The sequence below is a fragment of the Paenibacillus sp. J22P169 genome (genome assembly GCF_059691995.1).
Map to the genome: position 1 here is coordinate 1,126,890 of NZ_JCAUAO010000001.1, position 20,603 is coordinate 1,147,492.

General features: G+C 44.2%; 12 protein-coding genes. 3 read left to right on the forward strand and 9 right to left on the reverse strand.

Features of this window, described 5'->3' with window-relative positions:
- The first annotated feature begins 120 nt into the window (after positions 1-120).
- Complete coding sequence (locus AC58QG_RS05330) at positions 121-993, forward strand: helix-turn-helix transcriptional regulator (protein WP_497361060.1); 873 nt, start codon at positions 121-123, stop codon at positions 991-993.
- Positions 994-1,083: 90 nt separating this feature from the next.
- Here the strand turns inward: AC58QG_RS05330 and AC58QG_RS05335 are convergent, their stop codons facing one another.
- From AC58QG_RS05335 to AC58QG_RS05370, 8 genes are all read right to left on the reverse strand, one after another.
- The gene (locus tag AC58QG_RS05335) at positions 1,084-1,464 is read right to left on the reverse strand and encodes a MerR family transcriptional regulator (RefSeq protein WP_497361061.1); all 381 of its coding nucleotides are present in this window, start codon (positions 1,462-1,464) and stop codon (positions 1,084-1,086) included.
- Entirely contained in the window at positions 1,465-2,445 is a 981-nt protein-coding gene (locus AC58QG_RS05340) for an aldo/keto reductase (protein ID WP_497361062.1), read from the reverse strand.
- Between the two features lie 187 nt (positions 2,446-2,632).
- Positions 2,633-8,710 carry a sugar-binding protein gene (locus tag AC58QG_RS05345; RefSeq protein WP_497361063.1) on the reverse strand — a complete coding sequence of 2,026 codons (6,078 nt, stop codon included), beginning with the start codon at positions 8,708-8,710 and terminating at the stop codon, positions 2,633-2,635.
- A gap of 156 nt (positions 8,711-8,866) precedes the next feature.
- Entirely contained in the window at positions 8,867-10,885 is a 2,019-nt protein-coding gene (locus tag AC58QG_RS05350; protein ID WP_497361064.1) for an MGH1-like glycoside hydrolase domain-containing protein, read from the reverse strand.
- 39 nt (positions 10,886-10,924) lie between these two features.
- Positions 10,925-11,890: a carbohydrate ABC transporter permease gene (locus AC58QG_RS05355; RefSeq protein ID WP_497361065.1), complete on the reverse strand. Its 966-nt coding sequence runs from the start codon at positions 11,888-11,890 to the stop codon at positions 10,925-10,927.
- 12 nt (positions 11,891-11,902) lie between these two features.
- Positions 11,903-12,826 carry an ABC transporter permease gene (locus AC58QG_RS05360; RefSeq protein ID WP_497361066.1) on the reverse strand — a complete coding sequence of 308 codons (924 nt, stop codon included), beginning with the start codon at positions 12,824-12,826 and terminating at the stop codon, positions 11,903-11,905.
- A 169-nt stretch (positions 12,827-12,995) separates the two neighbouring features.
- Positions 12,996-14,531: an ABC transporter substrate-binding protein gene (locus AC58QG_RS05365; RefSeq protein ID WP_497361067.1), complete on the reverse strand. Its 1,536-nt coding sequence runs from the start codon at positions 14,529-14,531 to the stop codon at positions 12,996-12,998.
- A gap of 109 nt (positions 14,532-14,640) precedes the next feature.
- Positions 14,641-16,083 carry an ABC transporter substrate-binding protein gene (locus tag AC58QG_RS05370; protein WP_497361068.1) on the reverse strand — a complete coding sequence of 481 codons (1,443 nt, stop codon included), beginning with the start codon at positions 16,081-16,083 and terminating at the stop codon, positions 14,641-14,643.
- A 63-nt stretch (positions 16,084-16,146) separates the two neighbouring features.
- On the opposite strand from AC58QG_RS05370, the gene AC58QG_RS05375 reads away from it, so the two are divergent.
- Both AC58QG_RS05375 and AC58QG_RS05380 read left to right on the forward strand, forming a co-directional pair.
- Positions 16,147-17,985, forward strand: coding sequence for a cache domain-containing sensor histidine kinase (locus tag AC58QG_RS05375; RefSeq protein ID WP_497361069.1), 1,839 nt, complete (start codon positions 16,147-16,149; stop codon positions 17,983-17,985).
- On the forward strand, positions 17,954-19,579 hold the full coding sequence (locus AC58QG_RS05380; protein WP_497361070.1) for a response regulator: 1,626 nt from the start codon (positions 17,954-17,956) through the stop codon (positions 19,577-19,579). The genes AC58QG_RS05375 and AC58QG_RS05380 overlap by 32 nt, the downstream gene beginning before the upstream one ends.
- Here AC58QG_RS05380 and AC58QG_RS05385 read toward each other — a convergent pair whose 3' ends face one another.
- Positions 19,580-20,590, reverse strand: coding sequence for a phosphotransferase (locus AC58QG_RS05385; RefSeq protein ID WP_497361071.1), 1,011 nt, complete (start codon positions 20,588-20,590; stop codon positions 19,580-19,582).
- Between the last annotated feature and the right edge of the window lie 13 nt (positions 20,591-20,603).

Sequence of the window (20,603 nt, forward strand, 5' to 3'; positions counted from 1 at the left end):
GCTCCTTCATATGTTGTATACTATTCTTAGCCATCATAACTTTTCGACTCCCATACCAAAATAGCGGTGTTTGTCTAATTTATATCCAAATTTGCCGTTATGGACAAGGTGATCCTACACATGAACACATTCAAAGAACCTATTCATTATCAAAATGAGCATTTATGCATGAAGGTGTGGCAGTTCACGAATACTAGCCCCAAAAAGCCGTTCGAATACCAATGGCACTATCATAAGGAGATCGAATTCGTTATCGTACAAGAAGGGGTTCTTGATCTCCGCACACCAGACAATGTGTATTTGCTACATCCAGGAGATGTCGTCCTGATTGGCTCTAATCAGCTTCATCACAGTCATAAACCTGAAGATGGTATCCTCGTTTTCACCGTGTTACACGTAGATCTACAACCTTATTTCGATCCTGCTATGATGATGTATTATCGTCATTTCTCGGAAATGGCAAGGCCACTCGAAGATCTCAATTATATGTTCCGGGAAAATGAACAAGCCAAAAAAGAAATCGTCCGAATTATCGTCGATATACATACGGAAATGATGAACAAATCCAAAGGTTACGAAATTGCTATGAGCATGCATATCAAGCATCTGTTACTAACGCTTTTACGCTATGACCGGCATGAGTTACTTCAACCGTTCGAATTTGTAGATGCCACTGTGATGCGGCCCATACTTCAATATGTGGAAACTCATCTTAATGGGAAGATTGAAATGGAAGAGGTTAGTCGGCTTGCCGGAATGAGTTATACCTACTTTTCTAAGTTTTTCAAAAAATCGGTAGGTCTTTCATTTACGGATTATGTAAACAGACAGCGCATCCAAAAAGCCGAAAAGCTGTTAATCACGAAAACTGAAATCATCACCGACATAGCCGCCTCCGTTGGTATTGAGAATATGGCACATTTCTATGAGCTTTTCAAAAGATATAACGGCTGTACGCCCAAAGAATATGTCAGAAAACTGCTGAATCAATGATTACGTAACAACCACGTTTACGAGTTTTCCCAAAAGACACTGTAAAAAGAGCTGCCAATCGGCAGCTCTTTTTGCAATTCATATATCGTTTTACGTCTTACTCAATGTTTTTTCTTTAACAAGAATGGTCTGTTCATATCGCTCGATTTTATGATCCAACCGATCTAACACTTTCTTCATCTCGTCCATTTTAGTTAATAGTTGTCTTCTTTGCTCAATGAGGACGTCCTTTCTAGCATCTATGGTTTCGTCTCCCTGCTGAAACAACCCCACATACTCGATTAGACTCTCAATGGGAAGACCAACGCCACGCATGCATTTGATAAATTCTACCCATCTGCAGTCTTCTTCTGTATAATGTCGGATCCCGCTTTTATTGCGGTTCACACGTGGAATAAGTCCGATACGTTCATAATAACGCAGCGTATCTTGGGATAAATCAAACTTTTGGCTTACCTCAGTGATCAACATTTATATGGCACCAACAACGCGATGAGGAACATACAGTTCTTCAAGTGCTGCAATATCTTCAGGGGTTAATGTAACTGAGATCGCAGCTACCGCATCATCCAATTGAGACATTTTTGTAACACCGATAATCGGAGCTGTAACCGGTTCTTTCTGCAACAACCAAGCAAGTGCGATTTGCGCGCGAGGCAGTCCGCGTTTTTCTGCGATTACAGCCAAGCGCTCTACAATCAATCGATCCACTTGTGCGGACGCATCATACTTCGATCTCTGAGCTTGGTCCGTTTCTGAACGATGCGTTGTCTCCGACCAATCCCGGGCTAATCTGCCAGATGCCAGCGGGCTGTAAGGGATAACGCCGATCTTTTGATCTTTGCACAGCGGCATCATCTCCCGCTCCTCTTCGCGGTAAATAAGGTTAAGATGATTCTGCATGGATACAAATCGCGTCCACCCATTTGTCTCAGCGACATGCAAAGCCTTTAAGAACTGCCATGCGTACATAGCAGAAGCACCAATGTATCTGGCCTTCCCCGCTTTTACGACGTCATGCAAGGCTTCCATCGTTTCTTCAATTGGCGTATGGTAATCCCAGCGGTGAATTTGGTACAGGTCAACATAGTCCGTCCCCAATCGCTTAAGACTCTTATCTATTTCACTCATGATTGCCTTACGAGAAAGACCAGCACCGTTTGGTCCTTGATGCATGCGGAAATGAACTTTCGTTGCGAGGACAATCTCATCACGATTGGCGTAATCCTTAAGTGCGCGTCCAACAATTTCCTCGCTTGTTCCGTCTGAATAAATATTCGCTGTATCAAAAAAATTGATGCCTAGCTCCAGCGCTTTTTTAATAATAGGACGACTGTGCTCTTCATTCAGCACCCATGGATGCGTCCATCGCTCTGCTACACCAAAGCTCATACAACCGAGGCTTATTCGCGAGACATCCAAGCCCGTATTTCCTAGTTTCACATAGTCCATTTCGATGTTCCTCACTCTCACCCAATAAAGTTGCCTACCTGTCTAGTCTACCCTCTGGAGTGAACTCCAAGTCAAGTATTATTCTTCAAATGAACTTCCATCTGTCGAGAGGAGAACAAATAACCCGAGTAAAGATTGAAGCAATCTTTACTCGGGTCTGCGATTCAAGCAGCGTTTATCGTGGTCTTCACGACCACAGTCCAATCAACGAATTGGCATCTGCATTCAGTATTTCTTGTACGTTGGCACTTAAGTTCGGTCCTATTTCCTCTTTGTTCAGATGCTTAACTAAATCCTGCAAATGTTTGGCTGCTTTATCAGCACTACCTTTATCTAGCTGATGCTGAGCCTGGTCAAGGGCATTCGTTAATTTCTTAACTAACGACCCTCCCAGCTCACCTGCTTGCGTATAACGTTCGATTAAATTTTCCATGTCAGGAATACTCGTAGTCACCGTGAACAAGAAGGATTTCTCCAGCTTGTTGCCGGCGCTATCCTCTGCGCTCACCGTCGCTGTATGATTTCCTGCCTTGCCCGCCAGGTCGATGATCAGGCTTGATTGTACCTGGGGATCTAACACATAGTTTGATCCGTCGATAGTAATCGTTGCGTAAGTTATGCCTGATAGGCTATCCCATGCTTTGAAAGTTAGTGGCTGGCTGTCATTCAAGGTGCCTCCTTCATTCAAAGCGGTTCCGTTTACTAGCAATTGATAGGAAGGCAATGTCTTGTCGATTTGTATGGCAAGCGACATGATATCCTCTACCTGGTCTGCCTTATCAGTTGCACGATACTGGAGCGTATTTAATCCTTCAACAGTTAAGAGAACGGGTGCCCCATAAGGTAACCAGCCACCAGTATTACCTATCCTGTACGCAATCTTCGCAATACCCGAGAGTTTATCTGTTGCACTTAACGTCACGGTAACATCTGAATTGTACCATCCGTTACTTCCCGTTTTATCCACTATAGCCAAGGTTACAGGTGGCGTGTTGTCCACGGTGATTTGTACGGTGCCCTCTTTTGTTACTCCCCGTATAGATACTGATGCACGAACCGTAGCCGTCCCTTCCCCAACGGCGGTTAAAATACCATTTTCCGCCACATTTACCACTTGCATATTATCGCTCGTATATACGATCTGTGCCTCATTTAAATTAACTGGAGAGCCATCACTCATGGTTCCGCTGACGGATAACGCAGCGGTAGCTGCGGATGTTAACATCGTTTTATCCGCTGTCAAGCTAATCTCGTCAAGCAGGGGCAGCACTTGCTCAGTAACGCCATATACGAAGGATACTTGATTGATGCTGCTGGTCCAGTTATCATCATTAACTGTACCATATGGGTATTCAACCTTCAGATACTTGTAGCCTCTGGCTATGCTGTTTGCTTTGATTTGCAGCGTATTAAAACCAGATGCAGAGCTGACCATCGTTGAACTGGCATTTATTTTAGTGTAGCTGCTACCATCATTCGAACCATAAATAGCAAATACACTCGTTGCTGGCAAATTGTAAAACGCACTCACCAAGATGTCGAAAGCATATATATCGCCATCTGGTGATTTATACACGATATATTCCGGATCGATGGCATCGTCATTGGTGTGAATGAAACGGCTGCTATCGTTACCGTATTTCTCAGGCTGACTGCTAGCTGTCCCAATATGTCCGGATTTGGCATACAGCTTGGATAGATTAGCAGCCTCGTCCGTGAATGTGGCTTTAACCGCATCTTCAGGGGGGCCTGCCGGTTCCCCCACGTATTTAAAGCTGACATTCAATAGCTGCTCTTTCCAATTTTCCTTGCCTGGGAACTCTATCTTTACATATTTGATTCCCGTACCTAGCTTATTGGACGTATTGCTGAACACAGAATAGCCGTTCGCTCCGCCTGTCAACGTTGATTTCGGCGTGACCTTCGTAAAGTTGACGCCATCCACGGAGCCGTAAATCGAGAATGCCGGAGTCCCATTAAACAATCCTGTCGCGATATCAAAGGAATAGATATCGCCAAACGGCGACTTATAAACGACGTACTCGGGACTCGTCGGATTGTCGATATTATGGGCAAACCGATCGGCATCTCCCGAAAAGTTTTCTGGATGGCCGCTTGATAAGACGATCTTCGGCGTCTTGGCGAAAACCTTTGTCAAATCTGCGTTATTGTCAGTAAATTCAAGCAGTCCCTCTGGTTCAGGTTCGGTCGTTTGCGGCAGCGGAAGACTCAAGTTATGCAAGAGGAGGTGTCCGAAAGCGGACGTATTCCGCCAGTTATCACCAGTTCCATTCCACATAAGCTGGCTTTCGCGATTTCCAACATTTTGCCCGTCATCGTCATTGTTTCCAATATCAAACCCTAACGAAATATCGCGAGCAGGCGTTACATTCAGCCCTGACCATGGAATGGCCAATTCCACCGTGTAACCGCCGGCAATATCCTTCTGCGCAAATTGTATGCCAGGAATATCCCCTATTATCGAAAGCTGATTATCATGCCAGCCCAATGTGATTTGATGATCCTTCCCATCATAGGAAGTGCTTTGATTATGGTCCGCATCGATATAAATTTCAACGGAATCATCTTGATAGGCTTGTGGTGAATCATTTTTCAAGCTTGGATCGAGAATTTCTACGCCTACATACAGATTTTGAGTATCTCCCAATGTACCGAATCTAACGCTATTATTCGATGAGCCAGTAATAGCTTTCACCACGTTGCTTCTCAGCGCCCAATATGGTTCATCCAAGCTTCCGTCTATGGTCAGAGCACCCGAAGGGTCAAGCGCAACTGTCACATTTTTACCATTATTGAGATATAAGCTGCCAAAAGCAGCTGTGCTCTGCCAGTTGTTCCCGTTGCCACGCCACATGGTTTGGCTTTCTCGGGATCCGCTATTGTGGCCGTCATCATCGTTATATCCCACATCGAAGCCAATAACAGAGCCTACCTTCGGTGGTGTAATGCCGACCCCGGCCCATGGAATGGCCATTTCTACAGTGAAGCCGCCATCGATATCTTTTTGTGCAAAAGTGACCCCAGGAATTCCCGCGCCAGCTGAGAGAAATTGGTCATGCCAGCCGAGCGTGAATTGATGGTCGTCTATCCCGTATTGCGTGCTTCGGCTGTTGTCCCCGTCGATATAAATTTCGACCGAATCATCCTGATACGTTTTTGCCGCTTCAGAGTCATTGATTAGGTTGGCATCCAGCACCTTCACACCAAAGTAGAAGTTTGTTTCATCCCACATCGTTCCGAATGTCAGATTATTATCAGAAGTGCCAGTAATCATTTTAGTCACGTTATTGTTGATCACCCAACCTGATTCCGTCAAGTCGCCATCAATAGCCGGAGCATCTGAAGCGCGATTAGCTGTAGTAACCCCTGGGGTTAAGGAACCATCTACGATTGGATTGCAATCCACATTGACAATGGCTTGTGATCGATTACCAGCAGGGTCCTCTGCCATAACGGTAATGGCATTCAATCCTTTGCTTACTGGAACTACCGCAGTGAACGTGTTATCCGCTGCCAAATTCGTCAGTATTCCGTTAATTTTAAGCGTAACTGCTTCATTAACACTACCTTTTAATACGTAGCTAGTATTTGTAGTCGAACTTGCAGTTGGTACTGTAATAACCGGTGCAAGGGAATCGTAAATTACGCGAATCGTTGTCGGCACGGCTTGCTGCCCTAAGTCATTGTAGGCTGAAGCAGTAACGGTGTTTTCCCCTTCCCTTAAATTCAATACCGTATTGAAATAAGGTAACCCTGTCGATGAGGAAGGTACACTCGTATACACAATCCTAATGTCATCGACGTAAGGATCATAATACCCACTTGTGATTGTAGAGCTGGAAAAACCTACGCCTTTCACCTTACTCCACAGGAAGGGCACTGTTGTTGTTTGCCCCGTGGCAGCGTCATAATTGACACCACTTGTCGTGAAGTCGCTAAATGGGATTGTGACCTTCACCCATTTGTTTCCATAATCAGCAGTGGTCAAATAGTTAGACAGTGGAAGTCGCGCTTCAACACCTGTTCCGTTATTATCCGAGTCCAGCACAACGGAGAAGCTATCTACTTTCTTCTTGGTGTAGACCCAAAATTGCAGACCAGCTGAACTTTGTAACCCTGAGAAATCCCTAAGCTCTGATTTTGAAGAAGCATTAAGGAAATTAATGCCAAGTCGCGCAAGATCGACGCCACCCGTCAACTTCAATCTCAGTGATTTCGATCCTTCAGCTGGGATAAAAGTGGTACTAGGATCAATCACTTGCTGAGCGTTAATCGTAAATCCGCCTTGAGCGCTGCCTAATACACCAGCTGAGACGAAGCTATCATTAAAGATCGTTTTTATCGTGTCCCCAATTTGGTGATTGTTCGGTTCCACGACAACGCTGTACGTTCCTTCACTAACCGTAGTACCTTGATGCTGTTGGTTGATTTTCACTGTGGCATTGCCGTTCGTTTTTCCTGAAACCGTGTAACCACTTTGATTCACATACTGTAATGCGCTCTGATCTACGGTTAATCCTAAATAAGATGGATCATGCCGAATCAGCAATTGTGCCGGAGTGCCTACATTGCCTAAGGCATCTGTTGCAACAGCGGAAATGGTATTATTGCCATATTGCAGAGTAATAAGCTTGCTGAAGCTCAAATCACTGCCTACAGTTACCGTTTCCCCATTAATTTGTAAAGTTCCCGCTTCATCTAAATGTCCGGAAACCGTAAATTGTGGATTTCTGACAGCATAAGCCGCATTCTGCGTAGAAGCACTATTTGATTGGTCAAATGTGACCTGAGGCGGCGCTGTATCAGAATCTGAGGTGATGACGACGGAAATACTCTTCGCTGGCAGTCCGATCGTAGATGCCGTTCCGCCATGGATGTTCCGCAAGCCCGCAAGCGGCATATCCTGACCTAACCCAACGCTTGACGTGAGTTGATAGATGCTGGCAGTCGATCCGGTCAGCCCTTTGACATTCACTGTCTTTGCTTTATCTGTTGAATTCACAACAAGGGCTACCGTTTTGTTACCATTGACGAATGCAACAGAATCCATCCAGAGCGAGTCGGAGGTCGTGATTCCTGAAGCAGCATCTCCGGTCATGTGCCTTACCTTAGAACCAACAGGTACGTTCTTGAAAATTTTGCTTAACATATAAAAGGTCTTTGATTTGGTTACGGTATATCCGTCTCCATCCAGCAGCACTTCACCTACATCAGATGGATGCCGGCCATTCGCCCAGCCCAACCACCAAAACCAGTAATTATTTCGTATAAACGCCATATCGCTAGCCAACCGTTGAGAAGCATTGATTGCCATATCCATATCGGAAATGCCAGCTATGAGCGTACTGTACTCGGTCTGCCATCGATCCTTCTCTGGAAAGTTATCCAAAGCATCCTTATACTTTTGATACACATCCGTGGTATCGTACCCTTTGGAGAAATAACTGTGTGAAGCAAGGCCGACAATCGCATTGTTCAAGGCTGCATCTGTTTGTAAAGCGGAAAGCCCCTGTCCGAGTAAGAGCTCATTCTCATGATAGGTTGCACCTTCAGGTGCTAATATTTGCACATTCGTGTAACCAGCACTATCCAATTTGGATCGCAACATTTTAGCTACACGTTGATACTGTTGCCCGTTATCTCCACCCCAATAACACCACTCGCTAATAATTTGCGAGAGCGGTTCATTCTGAAAGCTCAATGCTTTCGGAACACTCGCTCCCTTAGCAACAAGCCATTGAATCGCGCTGACCAAATAACTTGTATACGCCTCTTCTTTGTCAGGACGTAGTCTCACATGCTCTGTCCCCGTCCATCCATTAACGGTTGGCAGCGTTTTCATTCCTACGGGAGGCGACCACACAGAGATGATGTACTCGTGAACCCCTTTACTTTCAGATACTTGAACGAGATCTGAAATTTCTTGCATTTTGGGATCAATCAGATTGCCATCCGCATCTCCTGCGACGGGCGGGATCATGATTCGAAACATACTTACGCCTAAATCCTGCAACAAAGCATTCTGTGCGGCGGTTCTGTCCATGAAATTACGATTCCAGTCTGCACGGTTCCAAGAAGGGAATACACCCCAGCCTTTGACCGTTTGTTGATCGGTGTTCGAGATCGTCAGGTCATAGACCTCAGGCGCAGATTCTGCCTGCGCTGGCAAGACTGGAAAGCAAGACAACAGAATGAGCATGGAAAGTACCAAATACCAAGTGTTCAGCAACATCTTTCGTATCATAAGACTTATCCTCCCTATTCAATTTAGAACAAACTTACGCTTTACTTCCCCCCTTCCCTTCTAATTTTAGCGATTACGGCTCGAAACGGAATGAAATTATCTACGACAGCTTTCGAATTTCTATCGTTTAATTTTGAAATTCCATGATGAAACTTTCTATTGCCGTAATCTCTGTAATGATGAAACACCGCTGTACACTTCAATTCCATCGCAAAGAATACGACAATAACCAGGTTCCATATGCACATCGATGCATTTCCCACGATGTTGGTATCCGGTTATAGATACACGTCCTTCAGCCAGTGGCTGAGGATGTACGAGTAAACTGCCATCCAACTGCGGACGGATACCGGCCAAGCCCATGATGAGCGCCTGTGTGCCAGCCATGCCCGCAATATTATTCGCACGCTTATGCGCCGGTGTCTGCGGACGGTCGCAATAATGCTCTTGCGGAAAATACGGCAAATGCTTACCCATCCAGAGATGGCGCTTCATCACATCCCACGCCAGTTCAGGCTGACCAATCTCCCACAGTGTTTGTGCCAGAATAGGACCTTCACCGGCAAAGCTCCCGCCTCCGGACCAATCCGGATCGTTCAATTCGTAGTGCAGTTGATCCTCTGCAGATATGCTGGATACCCCGTATTCTCCTAGGAAAGCGCCATCGCGCAGATGCGACAGAAGCGCTTTCTCCATCTCTTGTGTGCATGCGCCCATGCGAAGAGAGTCGTAATACTGAATCGAATAAATATACTCCTTATGCCCATCGGGATATAGGCTGCTGAACCATTCAGCAGACGGGTCCCACAGCTGCTCTTCGATCGCCTTCCGTATGCGTGCTGCTTTCTCTCGCCAAATAGAAGCTCCCTCAATTCCAAAATGGTCCGCCAGCTCAGACATGCGAACATAACACCAAGCTCGTTCTGCATTCGGACTTGCAACCGCATGCTCGTAACCGCTGCTGCGCATCTCCAACAGATGATGATGATTACCATAATCGAGCAGCTCTCCCTGATGCAGTAGCCGTTCCTCATCGACTTCCAGAATTCGCTCTAGCATAGGATAAAGCTCTTTCACAGCACCATGCTGGCAAAATGTAGACCAAGCAAAATGGAAAAATGACCATAAGCTATAGGAATAAGGAAATGGTTGATCCCCCGTTCCATCGGGGAAGAAACAGATATGCCGATCGATGCCGCCTTCATACATGAATGTTAAAAACTCCGAAGACCTCTCAGGGCCTAGCAGCATCGTCAGTGTCTGACCGACATAACCCGCCGTATCCCATGGGTAACAGCTAATACCGCCGCCATCGATCCCAGATACAGCTAGAAACGGTTGAATCTTAAAGTCGGGATGTTCCCACATGCAGATGAGACCGCTAATCAGCGACCGTCGATAATACGATTCAAGACCAGGGATGTCACTTTGCAGCTGCGGGATCGTTGCTTCCGCATGCGCAATGCGTTTTGTCCAGCAGTCCGTTGTCTCTTGGTCCCAATCCGCCAGGTTTGCTGGCATCGCAACGCCGCATCCAGCTGGCGTAAATACAACAGCTATGCGGAAGATGGCTTCCTCCTCTTGCTCCAATTCAGCTGTAAGCTGATCTTGCAGCATGGTTATGCGAACGGAATCCGTTTCCCATATATGGTGATCGATGTTCGTCGCAGTCTCTCCCCCTCTAGGTGGACAAAACCCCCACTCACTTAATGGCACTTGATTGACAAGTCCCGGGGTTAGCTGGGGAGCAATAGAAAGCGGAATAACCCTTCCACATCGATTCGTTACCCGAACCGTGAGGACAAAGCCCGCTCGCCCCGTCAACGGAACGAGGTCGCTGCTTACATTAAGAGAGTACATACTCCCTTCTTTTAACCAATGATACGTTCCACGACGAAGTATGCGATCTGGCTGCCAAATCGCTCCAGCAAAGAGTAGGCCGCAATCTTCCTTGCCCAAGTTGCCAGTATCCTCTACCGGATTACCATCTGCCATGAATTGTAACTGCAAATGCAATTCGCCTGCCGCATATGGCGGGGAAAAAAATCCTTTTACCCCTGTAACCGTGCCATACTGTGGTGCCGTCACACTATATAAACTTGTGACCCCGATATGATTCGGTGGAGCCACACTTTTGCGAAGATCAAATGCATACTTTTCTAATAAACCCGTCATATTCGCTCACCATCCTAAATGTTATATTGTGATGTCTGACTATCCTTTCACTGCACCTACGGTCAAGCCTTTTACAAAATATTTCTGTAGAAACGGATACACGAAAATTATAGGACCCACACCAACTATCGCCATCGCCATCCGTACCGTTTCCGTCGGAATCGAAGCAGCCGCATTCCCTGCTACCGTTGCATCTACCATGCCTGAATTCAAGTATTGAATATTGTAAATGACCTTGTACATCAAATACTGCAAGCTGACCAAATTGTTGTTGCTGATGAAAACTGAGCTCGGAAACCAGTCATTCCAATAGCTCAGTGTCTGAAAGAGTCCGATCGTCGCCATAACCGGCAGAGAAAGCGGTAGGACGATCCGACCGAAAATACGGAACTCGCCGGCTCCATCAATTTTCGCTGATTCGATCAACGAGACCGGAATCGTATTGGCGAAAAAAGTACGCATAATAATGACATTAAACGGCGCAACCAAATGCGGAATAATGAGCGCCCATAGGGTGTTTTTCAACCCCGCTGTCGAATACGTCAAATACCAAGGAACCAGTCCACCGCTAAAGAGCATCGTGAAAAAGACAGCAAAGGCAAGAAAGTTACGATATGGCATATCTTGCCGGGAGATGGGAAAAGCGATCAAGGAGGTCAAGAGTAGACTTCCAATGGTTCCAACGACTGTGACTATAATCGTAACGCCGTATCCCCGCCATATTTTATCCGCGTCTTGGAATAAATAGCGATACGAATCTAAGGAAAAAACCTTCGGAAATATATTGTATCCGTGTGTTAATATCGCTTGCTCGTCCGTAAATGAAACCGAAATGACTAACAGCAGCGGGTATAAGCAGGCAATACTGAGCAGTGTGAACATGATAACCAGTAAAGTATTAGCTAGGGGAGATATCCGATTGCTGTAACTATGCGTATCCACCTTTGCACTCTGCGCTGCATCTATTGCTTTTGTTTCCATATGTGTATCTATGTGTGTATCCATGTCTCTTTCCCCCTAGAACAAAGCATTTTCCTTGCTTACTTTACGCACGACGAAATTGGTCAACAATACGAGGACAATACCTACCGCCGACTGATACAATCCGGCTGCTGCCGACATGCCCACATTTCCGCTGACGAGCAAGGACCGGTAGACAAACGTATCAATGACATTCGTTGTATCGTATAATGCGCCTGTATTCAGTGGCACTTGGAAAAATAAGCCGAAGTCTGCATTGAAGATTCTGCCGATCTGCAGGATGACCAATACGATGATAACTGGCGAAATTAAAGGAATTGTAATCTTCCGGATCTGCTGCCATTTGGACGCCCCGTCTATGACGGCTGCTTCATAATATTCTTGGTCTATCCCAACGATGGCCGCTAAATAGACCACCATGCTGTAGCCGATGTTTTTCCAGAGATTTACAAGTGGTAAGATAACGGTCCAATACTTCGACTCTGTATACCAGGAAATTTCGGAATAACCGAGCGGTTCAAGGATCGCTTTATTGATATACCCATACCCGCCGAGGAAAGCGTACGCCAGATAACTGACCACAACAAAAGAAAGAAAGTACGGAAACAGCAGACTGCTTTGAAAGAATTTAGTTAGCTTTCTACTTCTCAACTCATTCAGCGCTATCGCTAGAAAAATCGCACATACCGTATTCAAGACAATAAATAACGCGTTGTACAGCACCGTATTTCTCGTGGCCACCCAAGCGTCCTCTGTTTGGAACAAGTACTTAAAGTTGCCAAACCCCTCCCAAGGGCTGTGTAGGATACCGTCCACAAAGTTGTAGTTTTTGAAAGCAACGATCACGCCAAACATGGGAATGTAGTTATTAAAAATCAACACCAATAGCGGTAATAGCAGCATCAGGAATAAGGCTCGGTACTTGACAATGTTGAAAAGAAATCCTGTGCGTCGACTCATGTAGTCCACTCCTCTTTTTCTAGGTTTCTTCTATTGTAAAAGAGCACCCGAATTTGCTGAATAAAATTATCTAAGATAACATTAAAATTTCTATGCATTTGTTAAGATGCCAAAACAAGGCAAAAAAACGCCAACGATCCTAAAGATCGCCAGCGTTTCTCTCCATACGTTATTTTTTTGTGCTCAAAAATTCATCAAGCTGCTTTTGTTTCTCGGCAATAACTTTGTCCAGACCTGCCTTCTTCATCTTATCGATAAAGACAGGAAGTTCCTTTTCATAATCTAATACGCCCGTGCTAAGTCCATCGATGTAAGCATTGTAAATGTTAACGATGGCCGCTTCTTCATTTTTCACTGGTTCTGCGTTGTAACTGAAACCTACGATTTTGGACGGTTTTGCCGACTCATTGAATTTCTTGTATTTATCCCACTTTTGCGGATCCTCATTATCCCACAGATAGTTGATAAATTGCTTACCAAACATATAGTTATTACCAGGTGAATATCCGGTTTGACCAGCTTTCATGCCGTCAGGTACTGAAATGATATTCCCACTCTTTTTCACAAAGTGCTTGCCTTCTACACCAAATACAAGCGTATTGAGGATCTTCTCATCCGTATGCATTAAATTAATCAGCATCATCGCGCGATCCGCATTTTTGGATGTTCTGGAGATTGCAGTCATTGCACCGCTCAGATCGCCACTGGATGTGTATGGCTGCGTTAACTCCACTTGCACCATTGGATGGCCCCATTGTTGGCTTAGTACAGCGTCCTTACCTGGTGTCAGCTGTTGCCACTGGGCAAATGTTGTACCTGCCTTGTTCGACGGTCCAGCATCTTTTTGTGTAGCAGGATCCTTCTGGAAGTACCCTTTTTGACTCCACTCTTTCATCAATTTCAACGTTTGCTGCATTTCAGGCGTTTCCCACTGGTTAACAACTTTCGTCGTTCCATCCATTTTAATAGCGCCTGGTACTGCAGTGTTACCGATTTGCTCGAATGGAATCAAGGAAACGTTGTTTTTGCCACCCCAGAAAGGCGTAACGGTCGGCTCTTTCTCCTTAATCGTTTTCAGCATCGGTTCCAAATCTGCATACGATTTAATTGTGCTGATGTCGAACTTATATTTATCCACGAGTTCTTTATTCAAAACAACACCGAACTCACTAGCCATTTCTTTCTCTACCGGAATCGCATATAATTTACCACCAACTGCCGTGCCTGACAAAAGAAGCGGATTCATTTGGGCTTTCGTCTCTTTTGCAAATTTATCTAACAACGGAGTCAACTCAAGAAATGCACCTTTGGCAACGTTACCGCTGAAGTTATCCCAGCCGGCTGTGAATAGGAGATCGAATGGCTCGCCAGAAGCTGACATCAGGTTGATTTTCTGAGCCCAATTCCCCCAGTCAACCGCATTGATCTTCACAGTCGCATTAATTTTGTCCTTCAACAGATTGTTTAATTCCGCTTCCACCGCAGCCTTATCCTTTTGTTCTGTACCTGGGTAATAAATCGATAATTCTACAGGATCAAGTGCCGGCTTGCTGCTTGCTGCTGTTGTTGCTGTTGCCGAAGCTTGCGCACTTTGTGCTGGAGTCGAACTTGCGGTCTCACTTTTTCCGCAACCCACAAGCGCCATGGATAACACGGTTACTGAAGCAAGAAGCGTTGCTCCGATTTTCGTTGTTCTGACTTGCATGTAAAACCCTCCTTAGTGGTTGAGCGATAGAATTAATTGCTTTCTGTCCCCATTGTAGACGCTTCGATTGCGGAACTGAATAAAATAATCTATGACAACCTTCAAAAATCTATTGGTTTTCCTTTAAAGGTTTCCGAGGGTCAAACTGTGGTTTCACGTAATCATTGTAATTGATGAGATTTCTGAGAACGGCATCGTCGAGCGAGATGTTATACTGCATGGTCAGGTTATTGAGTATTTCAGCGGGTGAAAGGATTCCTTGCATAATGTCTCGATAAGCCTTCATGCGCGACGTGTCTCCTAAATCTTTTGGTGAAAAAGGGGTCTGGATATTTTGTAAAATAAATTTAGGTTCTTTTGGATAAGGTGATTCTTTCTCAGTGGGAAGAAAGGCATCAAACTGCGGCTGCACCGGTCGGTATTGAGGATCATTAGTAATCCCTTCAAGGGTCGGTATCGCGCCTCCCTGCTTGTACAAGGCTCCTAAGTATTCAGCGGAATGTAGAAATTTCCACAGCTCCACCGCTTCTTGTTTATGTTTGGTATAGGCATTAATGGCGATCGGCGATTCGGGATAAATCATCAAAGCTCCCTTGTCCGAATCCGCAGATGCAAGCAGTGGCGGCATGGCAAGACCCCAAGCAAAGGGCAACGTCTTCATACGGCTCAGTGTGACAAAATCACGGTTGGTGACATACATCATCCCGATATTACCTTCTGCGAATTGTGTTAAAGCGGTATCGCTCTTGAGCGAGGTTTCTCCTGGAAATAAGCCACCCTGCAGCTTCATGTCCAACATGGTTTGGAACCACGGTTGATACACCATGAAGTCGTATTTTCCTTTGGCAAAATCATAGTAATTAACGCCACTGTATGTGTTCGCGATTTCTAGTGCCTGTTGAAATCCCGCCCAATCCTCACCCGCAGGGAGCGCAAATCCGTATTTTTGATACCCCGTACCTGCTTGGGAGATCTTATTCGCATAAGCTTTTAATTCCTGCAGAGTGGTAGGTGAATGTTCTGGATTGTAGCCTGCTCTCGCTAACAATTCTTTATTATAAATGAGCCGTAATGTCATCATGCCAGATGGAATCGCGTAGAAGTGATCGTTTTGCTTCGTAAAATCTAACGCCCACGGTGGAAAAGCAAGCAGCTCCTTCTTGGAGACATATTCGGATAAATCCAACAACCAGTTCTTGTAGATATATGGCGTTAACCATCCCGTACCGATTTGAAATACATCAGGTCCTTCGTCAGAAGTCATTTGCATATTCAGCGTTTGATCATAGCGATCACGGGGAAGGTTAATCACTTCCACATAGGTTCCCGGATGTGCTGAATTGTATTGTTCAATTAAACTTTCGATTACTTTCAGTTCCTCGGAAGACTGCACGGCCAGTGTAATTTTGGTTTTCTGATCGGTGAAAGTTTCTGCCTCATCATCTGGAAATTTCGTATCCTTGAAGCTGCAACCCGCCGTTAGGAATACGCCGATGGCGATACATCCAACTAGCAGCCGTTTTGTCAACCCCAAACTAAAGCTTTTCTTCATAATTAATTCCCCTTATAATGTTGATGAAAGCAGCTCATTTCGGGCCCAAAGGAGGCGATTGCCATGCTCCGGAAAGTTGCCGCTTATATTTCATTGACCCGGACAAGCTTGAAATATCGACTTTTGCTCTACTTCTTAATTCTGGTTATTCTGCCAACATCCATTATTTCAGTTACGATATACAATGAGTCCTACCAAACAATTACGGAGAACATTAACGTTTCCGTGCAAAAAAACCTTAACATGGTAGAGACCATTTTGCTGAAAAAATTTGAAGAAATGGACGGCGTTGCAGAATCGATCTATTTGAATCCAGACATGCTTGAGATTTTATCTGCTGATCATCCCACCGATCAGGTTTCTACCGTTAATGAATTAGCCAATTTAAATAAAATCATCGATGGTTATCGTGTAACCGGCGGTCCCCAGACACAATTCGCACCGAAACTGTATATGCTGGACAGGCCCGAATACTTACAGTATAACTTTTCCAGGAACGTTTCGACGATTAGCCAAATTGAGCAGGAAACCTGGTATACGAAGCTGCCTCCGAAAGCGCAATATTCGATAGCAGGTTTGTATGCGCATACATCCGCGAATGGAACTTCTTATACAATCAAGCTTGCGAAACGACTTTTCGGCTTGAACAATGTCATTATTCCTTATGTAGGACTCCTGACAATTGATGCCGATATCGATGATTTTAATGACATACTCGTTGGGCTCAAGCCTTCCAAGAACAGCTCTATTCTCATCATGGACAGTAATGCGACCGTCATCGTAAGCCCGGATTTAGCTTTGTTAAACCAAAGTCTCGCCACAGCACCTTATATTCAAAATATTAGAAAGATGCAAGCCCGAACCGGCTCATTCGGTGAAACCATTCAAGATGAATCTATGCTTGTATCCTATAGACAAATCGGTTCGCTCGGTTGGACTGTCGTATCCGTCTCTCCGATCACCGACCTGAATGGCAAGCTTATCTCTTTCAGGAAAGTGATGTACGCCGTATTGGCGTTATGCATGGTCCTCGCATTCGTCATCGCCCTGCTTTTATCAGGAAATATTACGAACCCTATTCGCAAATTTATCAAATCAATGTCTTACGCACAGGAAGGAAACTTCGATATTCAAATTCAATACAAACGGAAAGACGAGTTTACCTACCTGTTCAGTGAATATAACAAAATGATACTTCAGATCAAAGAATTGATCAATAAATTGTACGTCAGTGAGATTAAGAAGAAAGAAGCGGAATTAAAAGCGCTGCAAGCGCAAATTAATCCTCATTTTTTATACAATACGTTGGATTCCATCAACTGGATCGCACTGCGCAATAATGTGCCGGATATCAGTCATATGGTAACCTCTCTGTCTGACTTTTTTCGATATAGTTTAAGTAAAGGCCGAAATATTATTCCAATTGAAGATGAATTGCGTCAGGTTGAGAGTTACTTATCGATTCAACAGGTTCGTTTCAAAGAAAGGCTGGCCTATTCGATCCAGGTTGAACCTGAAGTCTATGGGCATTACACGGTCAAACTCATTCTCCAACCCTTAGTCGAGAATTCCCTTATTCACGGTATTGAAAAAAGGCGCGGTAAGGGTCTTATTACGATTAGAGCTTACAAAGCTCAGGATCAGATTGTAATTGAAATTAGTGATAACGGCATAGGTGCCAATGTAGCTGAGCTCAACGAGATACTGTTAAGCAACAATGGATCTGGCAAATCATTCGGCATGATCAATGTACATCAACGGATTATACAAGTTTTCGGAGACGGTTGGGGTATTCAATACAGAGATCAGGAAGGTCCTGGCCTTACGGTCACCGTGACGTTCCCGGCAGTTTCAACATTAGAAGGGTTGGATGAAGATGCTCAAGATGATCATAGCGGATGACGAATTCAATGTGAGAGAAGGTTTGAAAGAAGTTGTCCGATGGGAAGAATTAGGTATTGAAATTATCGCTGATGCTGCTGACGGCTTAGAAGCACTTGAGCTATGCCAGGAATTAAAACCTGATATTTTACTTACGGATATCCGAATGCCGATGATGGATGGCTTGGAAGTCGCGTTAAAATTGAAGGAGCTCGAAGAGACAACACGGATTATCATCATCAGTGGCGCACAAGATTTCAATTATGCTAAAACAGCCTTAAACTTAAACGCAGACGGTTATATCTTAAAGCCAATCCGGATACCCGAGCTGCAGGATACGGTAAAAAAAGTCGTCTCTTCGATCGCAATGGAACGTAACCGAGAGGAAAAAAGTCAGCAGTTGCAGCAGCAGTTGTACGAAAACATGCCTGTTCTACGCGAGAAATTTCTAGCTAATTTGACGCAAGGCATGCACAAAAGCGAACAAGATGCTCAAAATAAAATAGACTTCTTCGGTATCTCATTAGAAGTTAATCAACTACACGTAGTGGCGGTCATACAGATTGATGACTATGAGAAAGCGATCGAACGCTACACGGAAGAGCATAGACAGCTCCTTAACTTCTCGGTCAGCAATATTTTAGAAGAAATCGCCGATCGAAACCGGGCTGGGCTTGCCTTTTGCATGAATGAAAATGAATATGTTGTCATCTTTAATCAAGCTGCTCAGCAAGGCCATAAGCATCTTGAAATTTGCCAAGAAATAATCGACTGTATGAATACGTATCTCAAAATGTCTGTATCTGTAGGCGTTGGCAATCCGATCCAAAAAGTTTACGATTTACATCACTCCTACCAAGAAGCGCGGCTAGCGATCGAATACAAATTTTACACAGGGAAAGATTCCATTCTGCAAATCAGCGATTTCCAAACGAATACGAACAACATCGAGTATCCCAAGCTCTATGAAGTCGAAAACAAGTTGATTAACTTTATGAAATTGGGCAACAAGGCGGAAGTTTCAAGAATGGTCGAGGATATTTTCCATACCCTTTGTGCCAATCACAATCTGCCCGTCGATTATGTGCAAAGCATTTGTATTGAACTTATCCACATGGCTTCAAGAACACTGTATGAGTTTGGTGAGAACATTCATCAGATCATCCCTGATTACACCTTATTGTTCAGCGAGGTCTACAACAAACGCGAAGCTGCGGAGCTTAGAGACACCATGATAAATCTTTTTGATCAGCTGACTCACTATTTTGCTCAGAAGCAAACCAACAAAAATAGCCGTACCATTCAGAAAATTAAAGATATCATATCGCAAAAGTACATGGAAAATCTCACCGTTGCCAGGCTATCTGAAGAAGTCTACCTCTCCCCCAATTACATCAGCCTCATTTTCAAGCAGGAAACGGGAGAAAGTGTCACTGAGTATGTGACGAAAGTCCGTATGGAAGCCGCTAAGGAGCTGTTAAAAGATCCTGATCTGAAAATATTAGACGTCTCCGATATGGTCGGATATGAGAATTCCACCTATTTCAGCACTGTATTTAAAAAATACACAGGGATGCATCCGCAGAAATATCGTACCCTTTTTCAGATTTCATAGTCAAAGCAAATACGATTCTAGGAGTTGCACCATTGACAAGCTATTCTTATTCAACCAATCATTTCGAATGTAGAATTGATTAAGTATGTAAGTGAAGTTCTCTCTTATATCCATCCCTGCATAATGCTGACCGATATAAAAATGAAGTACCGCTATATGATACACCTGGGTCAATAATTGGAGTTGATTGATTTCTTGCATCGAACCCTTTCGATAACGGGCATAGCCCTTAATAAATGCCTCTGCCATTTCCAAAGAGCCATTACTCATCTGAAGAATATGATTAAGGGAAATCGTAAACTCCATAAAGCTGATATCCAAGGAGGTGAAATCAAAATCCAGTACACCAACGATTTTGTTATCTTGGGCCAATAAGTTAAATATCAATAAGTCGTGATGAACTAGTTGTTTTGGTAATTCCTTTATCTTATATAAGTTAGTGTGAAAGGACGAAATCATTTCTCGATAAAAGATTAGATTAGTTTCGGAAACTGGAAAAGGTGGATTTTCCATAAAAGATGTCACTGCAAGCTGATCGGCTAGAGGGTGAAGAGCATATATCTCCGAAAAAGATTTGCCGTGATATCTGCCGTGTTCTGTTACGTATTTACTCAGTGTGGAAGAAATTTCTCCGACAACCTTACCGAATTCAGCAGCATGTGTACGATCTAACAATTCGGGAACATTCCCATGAATAAACGAAATGATTGCACCTATCATTCCGTTTGACAATCGTACAAAGTCATCCCCATGAAGTGTTCGAAGAAAAATAGGTACTTGAAAACTAAGATCATATTCATTTAGAAATGATGTAATTTGGGATTCTAGTACGATGCCATCTATATTTTTGGTATATGAATGATAGATGCGGATTACGTACTTTTTATCTTTTACAGATATTATTTTTGTCAGGTTAGTCAGACCAAATGGAACCGACTCCATCTCATAATTTGAATGCTTAAAATAATGACGAACCAACTCATCGATTGCTTCCTGCATAAAAACCTCCATTTTCCCAGCATTT

Coding starts and splice junctions, on each gene's coding strand:
- AC58QG_RS05385 (WP_497361071.1), bottom strand. CDS start 20,590: ATGGAGGTTTTTATGCAGGAAGCAATCGATGAGTTGGTTCGTCATTAT.
- AC58QG_RS05365 (WP_497361067.1), bottom strand. CDS start 14,531: ATGCAAGTCAGAACAACGAAAATCGGAGCAACGCTTCTTGCTTCAGTA.
- AC58QG_RS05345 (WP_497361063.1), bottom strand. CDS start 8,710: ATGATACGAAAGATGTTGCTGAACACTTGGTATTTGGTACTTTCCATG.
- AC58QG_RS05380 (WP_497361070.1), top strand. CDS start 17,954: ATGAAGATGCTCAAGATGATCATAGCGGATGACGAATTCAATGTGAGA.
- AC58QG_RS05335 (WP_497361061.1), bottom strand. CDS start 1,464: ATGTTGATCACTGAGGTAAGCCAAAAGTTTGATTTATCCCAAGATACG.
- AC58QG_RS05360 (WP_497361066.1), bottom strand. CDS start 12,826: ATGAGTCGACGCACAGGATTTCTTTTCAACATTGTCAAGTACCGAGCC.
- AC58QG_RS05350 (WP_497361064.1), bottom strand. CDS start 10,885: ATGACGGGTTTATTAGAAAAGTATGCATTTGATCTTCGCAAAAGTGTG.
- AC58QG_RS05340 (WP_497361062.1), bottom strand. CDS start 2,445: ATGGACTATGTGAAACTAGGAAATACGGGCTTGGATGTCTCGCGAATA.
- AC58QG_RS05375 (WP_497361069.1), top strand. CDS start 16,147: ATGCTCCGGAAAGTTGCCGCTTATATTTCATTGACCCGGACAAGCTTG.
- AC58QG_RS05355 (WP_497361065.1), bottom strand. CDS start 11,890: ATGGATACACACATAGATACACATATGGAAACAAAAGCAATAGATGCA.
- AC58QG_RS05370 (WP_497361068.1), bottom strand. CDS start 16,083: ATGAAGAAAAGCTTTAGTTTGGGGTTGACAAAACGGCTGCTAGTTGGA.
- AC58QG_RS05330 (WP_497361060.1), top strand. CDS start 121: ATGAACACATTCAAAGAACCTATTCATTATCAAAATGAGCATTTATGC.